This window comes from Terrilactibacillus laevilacticus (assembly GCF_006517395.1).
GTDB classification, from domain to species: domain Bacteria; phylum Bacillota; class Bacilli; order Bacillales; family Sporolactobacillaceae; genus Terrilactibacillus; species Terrilactibacillus laevilacticus.
The window spans coordinates 499481-512875 of the sequence record NZ_VDCY01000001.1 but is presented as its reverse complement, the minus strand read 5'-3'; the positions used below and the strand labels follow the sequence as shown (position 1 = coordinate 512875).

Annotated in this window: 12 protein-coding genes; 3 read left to right on the top strand and 9 right to left on the bottom strand. The window is 36.5% G+C overall.

Translation table 11 applies throughout. The features are described 5' to 3' along the window. Positions 1-111 precede the first annotated feature (111 nt). From trhO to FG390_RS02275, 4 genes are all read right to left on the bottom strand, one after another. Complete coding sequence (gene trhO, locus FG390_RS02290; protein ID WP_141189389.1) at positions 112-1041, bottom strand: oxygen-dependent tRNA uridine(34) hydroxylase TrhO; 930 nt, start codon at positions 1039-1041, stop codon at positions 112-114. Positions 1042-1233: 192 nt separating this feature from the next. Beyond that, on the bottom strand, positions 1234-1464 hold the full coding sequence (locus tag FG390_RS02285) for a DUF2164 domain-containing protein (protein ID WP_141189388.1): 231 nt from the start codon (positions 1462-1464) through the stop codon (positions 1234-1236). 172 nt (positions 1465-1636) lie between these two features. Continuing rightward, the gene (locus tag FG390_RS02280) at positions 1637-2068 is read right to left on the bottom strand and encodes a BrxA/BrxB family bacilliredoxin (protein ID WP_141189387.1); all 432 of its coding nucleotides are present in this window, start codon (positions 2066-2068) and stop codon (positions 1637-1639) included. A gap of 121 nt (positions 2069-2189) precedes the next feature. Next, positions 2190-3869 (bottom strand): formate--tetrahydrofolate ligase, encoded by a 1680-nt coding sequence (locus FG390_RS02275; RefSeq protein WP_141189386.1) that lies wholly within the window; start codon positions 3867-3869, stop codon positions 2190-2192. Positions 3870-4136: 267 nt separating this feature from the next. On the opposite strand from FG390_RS02275, the gene FG390_RS02270 reads away from it, so the two are divergent. Beyond that, positions 4137-4535, top strand: a complete 399-nt coding sequence (locus FG390_RS02270) for a reverse transcriptase-like protein (protein WP_141189552.1) — start codon at positions 4137-4139, stop codon at positions 4533-4535. 80 nt (positions 4536-4615) lie between these two features. Here the strand turns inward: FG390_RS02270 and FG390_RS02265 are convergent, their stop codons facing one another. Beyond that, the gene (locus FG390_RS02265; RefSeq protein WP_141189385.1) at positions 4616-4843 is read right to left on the bottom strand and encodes an IDEAL domain-containing protein; all 228 of its coding nucleotides are present in this window, start codon (positions 4841-4843) and stop codon (positions 4616-4618) included. Between the two features lie 243 nt (positions 4844-5086). Beyond that, positions 5087-6541 carry a degradosome RNA helicase CshA gene (gene cshA / locus FG390_RS02260; RefSeq protein WP_141189384.1) on the bottom strand — a complete coding sequence of 485 codons (1455 nt, stop codon included), beginning with the start codon at positions 6539-6541 and terminating at the stop codon, positions 5087-5089. Between the two features lie 378 nt (positions 6542-6919). Between cshA and zwf the strand changes: the two genes are divergently transcribed. Continuing rightward, positions 6920-8404: a glucose-6-phosphate dehydrogenase gene (zwf, locus tag FG390_RS02255; protein ID WP_141189383.1), complete on the top strand. Its 1485-nt coding sequence runs from the start codon at positions 6920-6922 to the stop codon at positions 8402-8404. 150 nt (positions 8405-8554) lie between these two features. Here the strand turns inward: zwf and FG390_RS02250 are convergent, their stop codons facing one another. Next, a complete protein-coding gene (locus FG390_RS02250) occupies positions 8555-9049 on the bottom strand; it encodes a MarR family winged helix-turn-helix transcriptional regulator (protein ID WP_246092626.1) in 495 nt (164 codons plus the stop codon). A gap of 210 nt (positions 9050-9259) precedes the next feature. Here FG390_RS02250 and FG390_RS02245 point away from each other — a divergent pair, with 210 nt between their 5' ends. After that, positions 9260-10930 (top strand): alpha-keto acid decarboxylase family protein, encoded by a 1671-nt coding sequence (locus tag FG390_RS02245; protein WP_141189382.1) that lies wholly within the window; start codon positions 9260-9262, stop codon positions 10928-10930. A 50-nt stretch (positions 10931-10980) separates the two neighbouring features. On the opposite strand, the gene FG390_RS02240 is transcribed toward FG390_RS02245, so the two are convergent. Together FG390_RS02240 and FG390_RS02235 are read right to left on the bottom strand one after the other, a co-directional pair. Beyond that, entirely contained in the window at positions 10981-12210 is a 1230-nt protein-coding gene (locus FG390_RS02240) for a peptidase U32 family protein (protein ID WP_141189381.1), read from the bottom strand. A 13-nt stretch (positions 12211-12223) separates the two neighbouring features. Then, entirely contained in the window at positions 12224-13132 is a 909-nt protein-coding gene (locus tag FG390_RS02235; protein ID WP_246092641.1) for a peptidase U32 family protein, read from the bottom strand. Positions 13133-13395 lie beyond the last annotated feature (263 nt).

Below are 13395 nucleotides of genomic sequence, written 5' to 3'. Positions count from 1 at the left end.
GTTCTATTTTATCGTAACGTTTCATCATTGTCATTTCGAACATGATCCATATGTTAGATTTAAAAAACATGCGGGGCATAAAAACCACCTGCATGTTTATAATCAATGATATTAATTATGTTGTACAGCCCGTTTTTTATCTAATTCAAAACGATTCCGTGGGTGTTCTCTGCACTCGTCAGAACATGAACGATGGTATTTCTCTTCACATTCAGGGCAACAAACATATTGTTTATTACATTCTGGATTAGCACAGTTTACAAGTCGATCAACTTCTTTTCCACAATGATGACAATGGCTAATAATAACATCTTCGTCCGTCCTATTCACAGGTACAGATATTCTTTCATCAAAGACATAGCATTTTCCATCATAGAGCCGACCTTGAACTTCAGGATCTTTTCCATATTCTACAATACCGCCTTCTAATTGGTTAACGTCATTAAACCCTTCCTTAATTAGAAAACCAGTAAATTTTTCACACCTAATTCCACCCGTACAATAGGTTAAGACTTTTTTATCTTTATACTCACTTAAATTTTCACGAATCCATTTTGGTAAATCTCGGAACGCTTTAACATCTGGGATAATAGCATTCCTAAAGTGGCCAATTTGTGTTTCATAATCGTTTCGAGCATCAATAACCACAACATCATCTTGTTGCAAGTATTTCAGAAACTCTTTTGGAGGTAGATGTTTACCTGTAATATGATTTGGATCTAAATCTTCGTCTAGTTTGAGACTTACGATTTCATTCCGAGGTCTTACAAACATTTTTTTAAATGCATGTTCCTCTGCTTCATCTATTTTAAAAACAATATCTTTAAATCTTGGATCTGCTTTCAGTGTATCCATATAAATCTGAGTCTGTTCCCATGTTCCAGAGACTGTCCCATTAATACCTTCATGTGCAACTAAGATCCTGCCTTTCAATCCTAGTTCTTTACAAAATTTAAGATGATCCTTAGCGAATTCTTCATGATCTTCAATCGGTACATACTTATAATAAAGTAATACACGATATGGTTTGTGTTCTGTCATATTTGATTCCACCCTTATTCATTAATAAATATTGCAGTTATTTATTATTTTTAAACATTATATAAAATGTTAAAAAGGTGTCATAAAATATGATACCAAACTTGAACCATTTATGCATTAGTATTGGACATTTATTTTAATTACATCCATAATATAGAATAAAAAGTCGAAGGCATAGTAATATAGTACCTATTATCTCTTTTTTAATACTTCTATGTCTTCTTGTATTGATTCAAATTGTTGTAAAATAACCCCTTGTATATCTTCAATAGCTAAATTATAAATCAAAGGTGCACAATTTTTCATAAAAAAATCATATAAGTTTTCGGCACCAATAATACCTAGTTCTTTTTCATGTTCCTGATAATAATAATCTTGAAGTTTCTGTATAATAACGGTTTTTTGATCAGATCGAAGTCTCATATCTATGTATACCCTTTCCAAGAATGTAAAGTAAACCTGCCGATTGCGGGGGCCTATAAGGCGCTGACAGAGGCCAAGTTGTACTTTATACTTTCTTAAAGTGTTAAAAAGGACTGCTGCTATCACTATTTCATAACCATAGCGATAGAGTAGCCCTTATTAAACATCCCGATTAACAATGTTTTTTTAATGCTGATTCGATATTACCTTTTATTTCCTCTAGAGAATGATCCTCAATATCATCTCTTGGGATAAAGTGAACAACTTCTTTTCCTTTTAACAAAGCCATTGATGGAGACGAAGGCTCTATATCGGTAAAATATTCGCGCATTTTTTGAGTAGCCTCACGATCCTGACCAGCAAAAACGGTCACTAAATGATCAGGTTTTTTTTCACCTTTTAAAGCTTCAACAACCGCGGGACGGGCTAAACCCGCTGCACATCCACATACAGAGTTAACAACAACCAAGGTCGTTCCCTCTACTTGACTCATAAAGTTCTCCACTGATTCTGGAGTGGTAAGTTCAGTAAAATCTGCATGAGTAAGTTCCTCACGCATTGGTTTAACAATTTGTCTCATATATTCTTCATATGCCATAGACATATCGATCATCCTCTCTTATGTGGATCATATCCATTAAATCATCATCCTTATAGAGCGTATAATTATAAAATATCAATTATTAGCTTTATGCGCAAACCACCTGCTCAAAATCATGCGCTTTTTAGAATAAACCTTTTATCGTACCATCGCTTAAGATATCCATTTTTAGCGCTGCAGGCTCTTTTGGCAAACCTGGCATCGTCATAATGTTACCCGTTAAAGCCACGAGAAATCCAGCACCTATAGAGGCATGGAATTCACGAACATGGATGGTAAAATCTTTCGGCCTCCCCAAACGGCTCGGGTCATCCGATAATGAATATTGTGTCTTCGCCACACAGATTGGTAGTTTATCCCAACCACATTGATTGAATTCCTTGATTTGCTTGAGTGCCTTTTCAGAAAAAGAAACCCCTTGTCCACCATATACCTGGGTTACAATCTTATTTAATTTTGTTTCAATACTTTCTTCTAAAGAGTATATAGGCTTAAATTGAGCGTCTCCTTGATTAATCACATCTACGACCGTACGTGCAAGTTCTTCTCCCCCAGCTCCTCCATCTGCCCAAACCGTTGCAAGAGCTGAAGGGTAATTATTCTCTTTACACCACTGATTAATAAAGTGAACTTCTTCATCTGTATCCGCTGTAAAACGGTTAATAGCTACGATGACAGGCAGTCCAAAGGATTGAATCGTCTCAATATGTCGTTGTAAATTCGTCATACCATGTTTTAGTGCAACTAGATTTCCCTGATCTAATTCGTTTTTTTGAAGTCCCCCATGCATTTTTAAAGCCCTAACAGTAGCTACAATAACGACAGCTTTTGGAGACAAATGGCCTACTCTGGATTTTATATTCAAAAATTTCTCCGCACCTAGATCAGCCCCGAATCCTGCTTCTGTAACGACATAGTCACCCAGCTTTAATGCTAACTTTGTTGCAAGAATACTATTACATCCATGAGCGATATTAGCAAAAGGTCCTCCATGTACAAGGGCTGGCGTATTTTCCAATGTTTGTACAAGATTAGGATGAATAGCGTCTTTTAATAGGAGCGTCAATGCACCTTGTGCATTTAAATCACTAACAGTAACAGGCGTTTTGTCATATGTATACGCAACAACAATACGACTTAATCTCGCTTTTAAATCATCCATGTCTGTGGCCAAGCATAGAATAGCCATTATTTCTGAAGCAACCGTAATTTGAAAACTATCCTCTCTCGGCACACCACCAAAAGGTCCACCTAATCCAACCACTATTTGACGGAGGGCACGATCATTTAGATCTAATGCGCGTTTCCAAACAATACGCCGTTGATCAATGTTAAGGTCATTGCCTTGATAAATATGATTATCAATTATGGATGACAACGTGTTATTCGCTGTCGTAATGGCATGAAAATCCCCTGTAAAATGTAAATTCAGGTCATCCATTGGAACAACTTGTGAATACCCCCCACCAGCTGCACCACCTTTTAATCCCATATTTGGTCCAAGTGATGGTTCCCTAAGAGCAATAACCGTCTTCTTTCCAATACGGTTCATGGCTTGACCAAGTCCGACGGTCACAGTCGATTTCCCTTCACCCGCTGGTGTTGGATTAATTGAGGTCACTAATATAAGGTTGCCATCAGCTTGATCATGCAAACGGTCTAGTGTATGTATTGATATTTTCGCTTTATAACGTCCATAAGGTTCCCAATCGTCTTTCTCTAAATCTAATTGCGCCGCTATGTTTTCTATTGGTAAAAGTGTCGCTTGTTGTGCAATGTCAACATCTGTTTTAAATTCTTTCACGAAAGAGCCTCCCAACAAACTAAGTGCAAATATTTTCAAGTTATGATAACTTTATGATAATTTTCTTTATCACTATTTACGATATCAACAAATTACTATCAGATTAAAGTATAATAAAATAGGTAAGAAACGTTACACATTATTTTAACATAAAAACATTACCAGCTAACCAATATTTCATTCACGTTTTTGCTAGACTAGGACCATGATATGATGATTTTTTTATTATGAAGGATTATTAATATGTCTATAGATGGAGGAATGGCCTTGATTGATGTCTATTTTGATGGAGCAAGTGCAGGAAATCCAGGGTTATCGGGAGCCGGCATTTATATTAACCATCACTCAAAGGAAGAGCGTCAGGCTATACCGCTCGGTGTTCTAAGTAACCATGAAGCTGAATTTGAAGCATTTATACACGCTTTATCTTACTGCAAAAATCACGGCTATCTTGAAGTGTCTTTCCGAACAGACTCTCAGCTCGTGAATCAATCGATTGAAAAAGGTTTTGTTAAACGAAAGGATTACCAAAACTATCTTGAACGGGCAACAAAACTAATTGATGAATTTAATTTATTTTTTATCAAATGGATTCCCAGCAAACAAAATAAAAATGCAGACGAATTAGCAAAAAAAGCGATTCAAGACCAATTGAAACAAGCTTAAATAGGGCTTAATTGATGTTTCTTATATGCTGAAAAAGCGCCACTCGGAAATGAGTGACGCTTTTAATATTCTATTCAATTTTAAGACACGAGTTTACGATATTCTTCGCTTAGTTTTAAGAATAGTGCTTCATCGCGACAATCAAGGCTTTTATCAATCGCCACTTTCAGCTGTTCAACTCGGTGATTGTATTCAAGTTCATCCAGGATCATTTGTGCATACATTTCGACGACTGAAATCTTAGCATGCTGTTCTTTATAAAGAACGAGCGCCTTTGTATCTTGCTGAAAAGATTGATCTTTTTTCATCTTAACTGCCCCCTCTGCACTTTTTACTATCTTAAACTATTTTTCAGACTTTTGCAACCTTTCCGTTTAATTTTTTTTCGAAAATTTAAACAATATTTTGGTTGCGCTTACAAATTAAATTATATAACTATTAACTATATATAGTAAAGATCTAACCGACTTATGACTTTAAACATAAATTTCTTAGGCACAACGTAAATAAGCTAATGCTCTAATTAGGCATTAGCTTATGTTCATCATGTTTTAGTGTTGTTGAGCATGTTTTCGATTACGATCACGGTTACCTTGGTAACGATCTCTATTACCGTTTTGATAACGGTCTCGCCCATGACTATAATTTCTTCCTTTTCCTCTAGGCGGACGTTTACGATCTCGTTTCACCATTAATGGTGATTCATTTGTTAAGCGAACTGGTGTAGAATCTGGCTCTTTCGTTAACGCTTTAAGAGCTGCTGCTACCACTTGAACAGCATCTTTGTCTTCAAGCAAATCCTCAGCAAGTTGTTTATAACTATCTAATCTGGCATTTGAAAGTAAGTCTTCAACCGCATTAACCGCCGATTTTTGTTGACCAACTAAAGCTTCATGATACGTTGGCGCTTTAACTTCCTTCATTTGCTGTTTAGTTACACGTTCAATTGAGCTTAAGTGAGGCATTTCTTTAGGTGTGATAAACGTTAAAGCCATCCCTTGTTTTCCTGCACGACCTGTTCTACCTATCCGGTGCACATAGCTTTCAGGATCTTGTGGTAAGTCGAAGTTATAAACATGAGTGACATTACTAATATCGAGTCCACGTGCAGCAACATCTGTTGCTATAAGTAAGTCAACTTGATCATTTTTAAAACGTTTAAGAACGTGATCTCGTTTTGATTGTGTTAAATCACCATGAATCCCTTCCGCTGTATACCCTCTTTTTTGAAGAGCACGCGTTAACTCATCGACACGACGTTTCGTTCGACCAAAAACAATCGCTCTTTCTGGTGTGTGTAAATCAAGAAAACGGGCTAGTACATCAAATTTTTCTGATTCTCTAAGTTGAACATATCCCTGTTCAATTCTTGACACCGTTAAAGTTTTTGCCTTAATTTGTACTTTTTCAGGATTTTTCATAAACTGCTCAGCTAAAAGACGAATAGCCTTTGGCATCGTTGCAGAGAACAGTAACGTTTGTCGATCGGCAGGTGTTTTCTCTAAAATAGAACGAATATCGTCAATAAAGCCCATGTTTAGCATTTCATCTGCTTCATCTAGAACGACATGTTCGATATGATCCAATCGGATAGTTCTTCTTTTTATATGATCTAATAATCGACCTGGTGTTGCTGAAATAAGGCTAGGACGTTTTTTTAGAGATCGAATTTGTTTTTGAATATCTTGCCCACCATATATTGGTAAAGTCGTAACACCTTTATAGCGCCCAAGACCATTTAGTTCATCGGCGACCTGTATCGCAAGTTCACGAGTCGGAGTGATGATGATACCTTGTATTTCTCGATTTGTTGGATCAGCGAACTGCAATAACGGGATACCAAAAGCGGCTGTTTTCCCTGTTCCAGTTTGTGCTTGACCGATTAAATCCACTTTTTTTAATGCAAGAGGTATGGCGTTCTCTTGAATAGGCGTCATATTTTCAAAGCCTACTTTTTCCGTTGCTTTTAGTATTGCTTCATCAATTTTTAGTTCAGAAAATTTCATTAATAAATACATTCTCCTTTATTATTACAAATAGTTAGGCATTCTCCAGGCGGAAAATGCCTACTAAACAGTTAAGCCTAGCATCAATTTTTTCAATAGGAAAATTCTCCACCCACATAAGAATACTTATTTACTTTATCATGTACGTTACTGAATTGCAATTTTAATCCCATTCTACTCTATACACCTTATTATTTTAAACTAAACTACTATTCATTCTAAAAATAAATTTTTATTTTTCAATCAAAAAACGAGTATATTGGACGACACAATGATACATTCTTTTTCAAATTTTTAAGCTTTCTTTTTTAACATTTTTTCATAACTCTGATAAAATATATATGATACCGATTTTTATTAGAAATGAGGATTCAAAAGATGACACAAAATAAAGAAGCTAATATCTTTTTCTTGTTCGGTGCAACTGGCGACCTTGCAAGAAGAAAACTGTACCCTGCACTATATAACCTGTATAAAAAGCAACAACCATTTGCGGTGATAGGGCTTGCACGCCGACCTCACAACCATCAATCGTTTCGCGATCTGGTTAAAGACTCTATACAGGATTTTGTAGCTCAAGATACTGATTTGACAGACTTTTTAGACGCATTTTATTACCATCCACTGGATGTTAATAACCTTGAGGCATTCGTTTCATTGAAAACCTTAAGTGATGAAGTTGACCAAAAATTTCAGTTACAAGGTAATCGTGTTTTCTACCTATCACTTGCCCCACGCTTGTTCGGACAAGTAACAAGCAATCTCAAAGAAGCTGGTCTAACTCATGACAATGGTTGGAAACGTCTTATCATTGAGAAGCCTTTCGGACATGACTTAGAATCAGGAACTGAATTAAATGAGTCACTTCATGCGGTATTTAAAGAAAGTGAAATATACCGCATTGATCATTACCTTGGTAAAGAAATGATTCAAAATATTCAAGTGATCCGATTTGCAAATCCAATCTTTGAATCAGTTTGGAATAACCGTTATATCTCAAATATTCAAATCACTTTAAGTGAACAACTCGGTGTAGGAGAACGGGCAAGTTATTATGACCAAACCGGTGCCTTGCTAGATATGATTCAAAATCACATGCTACAGTTAGTTTCGCTAACAGCAATGGAGCCACCAAGCCGTTTTGCTACAGAAGATATCCGTGATGAAAAAGTGAAAGTATTAAAATCGCTTCGTCTTTTTAATAGCCAAGAAGTTAAAGAACATGTCGTTCGTGGACAGTACATTGAAGGAACCATGCCTAATGGTGAGTCTGTCATTGGTTATAAAAAAGAGGAAAATATTGATCCAGAATCAAAAACTGAGACCTATGTTGCCGCAAGACTTTTTATCGATAATTATCGCTGGGCTGGTGTCCCATTCTATATCAGAACAGGTAAACGTTTGGCTGAGAGATCGGCACAAATTACTGTTCAATTTAAAGATGTACCAAAAAATCCATATTTCTATAACTTTAATGAGTTAAGTTCAAATCTTTTAACCATTCATATCCAACCGGATGAAGGTATTTCCTTAAAGCTTAATGCAAAACAATATAGTCAAGAAAACGATACGATCCCTGTTAAAATGGAATTCTGTAATAACTGTTCGGGAAATCCTAATGTTGCAACAGCTTATGAACGTTTAATTGAGGATTGTATAAATGGTGATTCGACAAACTTTATTAGATGGGATGAGGTTGCCTTCTCGTGGACTTTTGTTGATGCAATTGCAAAAGCATGGAGAGAAGAGAATGTTTCTCTAGAAGCCTACACTGCCGGATCAATGGGTCCAAAAGCTGCTGATGATCTCCTTGCTAAAGAAGGCTTTCACTGGTGGGATATAAGTAAAGTTGATAAAAATTAGGTTTTTACATAATTGTTTATCACATAAAAAACGTCATAGCCTTTAAGGTATGACGTTTTTTCATTCATTAATTCTCTTTTATTGATTGTGTTTTCAAGAATATTTTGGCATATTTGTTGGATCTTCAACATTTTGATTATTTTGCATAGGTTATTTATTGTTTATATTGGTCTCTGAATTCTTTGTTAAAAATAAATCTTTAAAGAATTTTTGACCAGGTCTAACACTAGATAATTCCTTCATCACATCGACCCAGGCTTCCTGATGATTTCCACCTAATTTAGTAAAAATCGTTTTCATTTGCTCTTGTTGCACTTTACTGAGTTCTCTTTCCAAATTCACTCCACGATCCGTTAAATAAAGCTGCTTATATCTTTTATCAAATTCACCTGGTTTATGTAAAATAAAACCCTTTTCCGTAAGTTGTCTAAGTGGATGATTTAAGGCTTGCTTAGTTACTTCTAAAACCGTTAATAATTCATTTACCGTGATTCCTGGAATTCTTGCAATAAAAAATAAAATACGATGGTGGACTCTCTGAATTCCATACTTTTGAATCATTTGATTGGGTTTTTCTGTAAATGTTCGATATCCAAAATAAAATAATATGAGCAATTCATTAAGTTCGTCTTCTTCGTGATTCACTTGTTTAGATTCCCCTTTCGCTGTAAATATATCATACCATCATTTTCACTATTTCGAACACGAGTATTAAAAAAGATAATCGATAAACTATAATTTGAGTGATGGTTTTTAGGTCAAGTATATTGACCTAAATTCGTTTTTTATATAAAATAATCATATAAGTCAATCTTATTGACCTAATTTCTAATTTCTTCTTGGGAGTGATATAGAGTGGAATATACAATCGGACGGTATTTAATCGACCGTTTAGCTGAGCTTGGTATTAGACATATCTTTGGTGTTCCAGGAGACTATAACTTATCATTTTTGGATGATATTGTTGATCACCCAGCACTGGAATGGGTCGGAAATTGTAATGAATTAAATGCGTCATATGCAGCTGATGGTTATGCACGTATTCACGGAATCAGTGCTCTAGTCACAACTTTTGGTGTTGGTGAGTTAAGTGCAATAAACGGAATTGCTGGATCCTATGCGGAAGAAGTCCCTGTTGTCAAAATTACGGGAGCTCCATCGACTGTTGTATCAAATGCAGGAAAATTAGTCCATCATACACTAGGTGACGGGGACTTTCATCACTTTTCAAGAATGTTCAGTGAAGTAAGCGTCGCTCAAACGACGTTGAATGAACAAAATGCTACGGATGAAATAGATCGCGTACTACGCCTGTGTGTACTGAAAAAGAAACCTGTCCATATTACTTTACCTGTTGATATACATTCTAAACCAGCGACAATGCCCAAAACGGCTTTATTAGAAAATCTTCCTCAGACTGATACGAATACATTAAATAAATTGATCAGACACTTATTACCAGTTATTGAAAAAGCAACATCACCCGTCATCTTAGCTGATTATCAGGTATACCGTTACGATGCTTATTCAACTTTAAAAACTTTTGCTGAAAAAACGGGTTTCCCTGTAGCTACCTTAAGTATGGGTAAGGGTGTATTTGATGAGGATCATCCTCAACATATCGGGGTCTATAGTGGTAAAACAAGTACTCCATATTTGAGAAAACGCATCGACTCTTCAGATTGTATCATCTGTATTGGTGTTAGACTCACCGATTCCATAACAAGTGGATTTTCACAAGGCTTTTCTGAGCAGCAGGTTATTCATATCATGCCTCACGGAATTCGATACCAAGATGATACTTGGGAAAACATCGAAATGGTTGATGCTTTAACGGCTCTATCAACTCGAATAACCAAACGTGGTCCAGAGACTTTAGATATAAAACCTATTTTATCTCAAGATGAGTACAAACATCTATCCTCTTTCTATGCAAAACCTGAACAGCCCATCTTACAAGAAAGATTTTGGGAATTAATGCATCAATTTATTCAAAAAGATGACGTTCTTATCGCAGACCAAGGCACAGCCTATTTTGGATTATCCACGATTCCTTTAAAAGAACACGTAACCTTTATTGGTCAACCATTGTGGGGATCAATCGGTTATACATTACCTGCTCTACTAGGTACGCAACTCGCCGATCCTACAAGGAGAAATATTTTATTCATTGGTGACGGGGCCTTTCAACTGACGTTCCAAGAAATATCAACCATGGCGAGACAGCAAATCAAGCCGATTATTTTTGTTTTTAACAATGATGGTTATACAGTTGAACGTGCCATCCATGGGGAAAAACAAGTGTATAACGATATTCAGATGTGGAATTATGCAGAAATACCGTCAGTCTTAGGAGCAAAATCTAATCAAGTAAAAGTATCAACCGAAGGAGAACTGATTGATGCCTTAAAAAACACCATCGCAAATACAGATACACTCCACTTTATTGAGGTTGTGATGGATCGAATGGATATGCCGGAACTCTTAAATAAAGTTGGTAAAGCTTTGGCCGCACAAAATAATTAATAATCAAAAAAGATGTTGCCCTATTAGAGCAACATCTTTATCTTTTTTCTTTATCTTTTTTTTCTCATTAGATAGTAAGGATCAACAGGATGATCCACTTTGACTTTAACGATCATCATGGCGTTTGGAGCTCGATCAATAGCATTTCCATTTTCATCCCAAATAGCCTCAATAACTTGTTTATGATGAATCAAACCCGGTCCATAAAATTCAACCGCTTCCCCCACTCCAAAGTTGTTTCTTTGTTGTAGCGTTGCCATTTTCGTGGATGGGTCATAATCAATGACTTGCGCTGCAAAAGTATACTGAGGAATTTTTCTTGGTTTGGCAAAGATTTGTTCATTCTCTGTTGGAATGTGATAATAAAAGCCAGATGCTAATTCGCGTTGAGCTGTCTTCCATAACTCTTCTTCCCAAGCAGGGTCAAAAGTATAATTTTCTGGATCAGAACAATACGTATCAATCGCTTTTCGATAAACATTAACAACGGTTGATACATAATGTATCGATTTCATTCGCCCTTCTATTTTTAGACTATCAATACCCGTGCTTACAATATCTGGTATATGGCGAATCATGGCTAAATCCACAGCACTCATTGAGAAAGGATCGTCACCTTCTTTAATTAGGCTATGCTTCGTCGCTACATCATCCATATCAAACAAATCGTATTTCCATCGACAAGATTGAGCACATCCTCCTCTATTGGCATCACGATTTGACATGTGATTAGATAAGACACATCGACCAGAGTAAGAAATACACATTGCTCCGTGAATGAAGGCTTCAATTTCAACATCCGTTTTTCGGCGGATTTCACGAATTTCTTCCATATTGACTTCACGAGCCAATACGACCCTCTCTAATCCTTCCTTTTTCCAAAATTCTAACGTTTTATAATTTGTGGCAGAAGATTGAGTAGATAGGTGCACTGGTAGACCTGGTGCTTCACTCATACATATCGCAATTAGAGCGGGATCAGACACGATGACGGCATCAATACCGATATCTCTTAAGGTTCGGAAAAATTCTCCAGATCCTTTTGAATCGCCTTCATGGGTGACCATATTAGCCGCTACATATACTTTGGCATCACGATCGTGAGCAAAAGCAATCCCTTCTTGCATTTGATCAAAATCAAAATTTCCTGCTCTTGAACGTAGTCCATAGTCTTGTCCACCGATATAAACAGCATCTGCCCCGTACCTAATGGCGATTTTCAACTTTTCTAAGTTCCCTGCTGGTGCTAAAATTTCAGGTTTTTTCATTTTTACTCCCATCTTACTTAACTCCTTACTGAACGTCTCCAGGTTGTTTTAAATAAAATCCTGCTCCAAGTGGTCGATTTGTTGGTTGTAATTCATGAAGTTTTGTTTCAAATGTAGCAGATGAGTAGGCGCCTGACTCAATCGCTTGTTTTGCAGATACAAATAATTGAGCAATACGGACAAATCGATCACCTTGAAGAAGCACACCGTCTAATTTCCAAGTAGTTATTCCTTTTTGGACACACCGATCAAGATAAGGCATCAACGAGAGGTCCTCTGTTGAATAAATGTGTGTTCCATTTTGATCTTCATAGATAGGATACTGCGTTTCGGGATCTTTCGGTTCAGATAAAAACAAGCCTCTTTCTCTATTTGTTGCTTCATTTTTTTGTGAATATCTAAAATAATTTGATACTAAGGGCCGTTTGGATTGATGAATACATGTCGGTCCATAAACTTGAACTTCTAAAGGAACGGAAATATTATTTTGAATATTCTCAAGTTCAATTAATGTTAACTCTCTCGCAGCCACAGCTCCAATAGCGCCTCTTTTTACCCAAAAAGAAATATGGTCGGCTGAAGTAACCATCGTCTGAGCATCATATATAAAAGGTAAAGATAGGTTTAGTTCTTGAAGGGTCATAATCACACCAGGATCACCTACTGTGATGGCATCCACGCCTATTTGATCCAGTTTACTTAAATAGTCTGGAACATCATCAATATGATGATTGTGCATTAAACCATTTACAGCAACAATAAGGCGTTTTTGAAACTTATGTGCTTCCTGAACGATTTCTTCAATCTCATCCAATGTTAATGACTTTGGTAATCGTAAACCAAATTGATCTTGACCGACATACAATGTATCTATACCTACTGTTAACAAGGCCTTAGCCTGATTAACAGATTCTGCTGTAGCAATAACTTCGATCATTTCTGTACCCTCCGAAACCAACTAACTAAATTATCCTATCTCATCCTATCACAATGGAAATTGAATGAATGACTCATTTGTGTCATTTTTTCAACTATTTATGAGGCCGTACTTCAATCAGTGGGGGTTTTTTCGACATACAGGATGTGCTAGTGCAGGCATTGCGACAGGACGCCTGGTTTTTAGCCTGTGTCATCCCCCACTGGTTGTCAGTCTGAACCAATCGGACTTTTACGGGCAGTTACTCCCACCTAGAAAAT

Bases quoted from the DNA above. Each gene is read 5' to 3' on its own strand.
- trhO (WP_141189389.1), bottom strand. From the start codon at position 1,041: ATGACAGAACACAAACCATATCGTGTATTACTTTATTATAAGTATGTA.
- FG390_RS02285 (WP_141189388.1), bottom strand. From the start codon at position 1,464: ATGAGACTTCGATCTGATCAAAAAACCGTTATTATACAGAAACTTCAA.
- FG390_RS02280 (WP_141189387.1), bottom strand. From the start codon at position 2,068: ATGTCTATGGCATATGAAGAATATATGAGACAAATTGTTAAACCAATG.
- FG390_RS02265 (WP_141189385.1), bottom strand. From the start codon at position 4,843: ATGAAAAAAGATCAATCTTTTCAGCAAGATACAAAGGCGCTCGTTCTT.
- cshA (WP_141189384.1), bottom strand. From the start codon at position 6,541: ATGAAATTTTCTGAACTAAAAATTGATGAAGCAATACTAAAAGCAACG.
- zwf (WP_141189383.1), top strand. From the start codon at position 6,920: ATGACACAAAATAAAGAAGCTAATATCTTTTTCTTGTTCGGTGCAACT.
- FG390_RS02240 (WP_141189381.1), bottom strand. From the start codon at position 12,210: ATGGGAGTAAAAATGAAAAAACCTGAAATTTTAGCACCAGCAGGGAAC.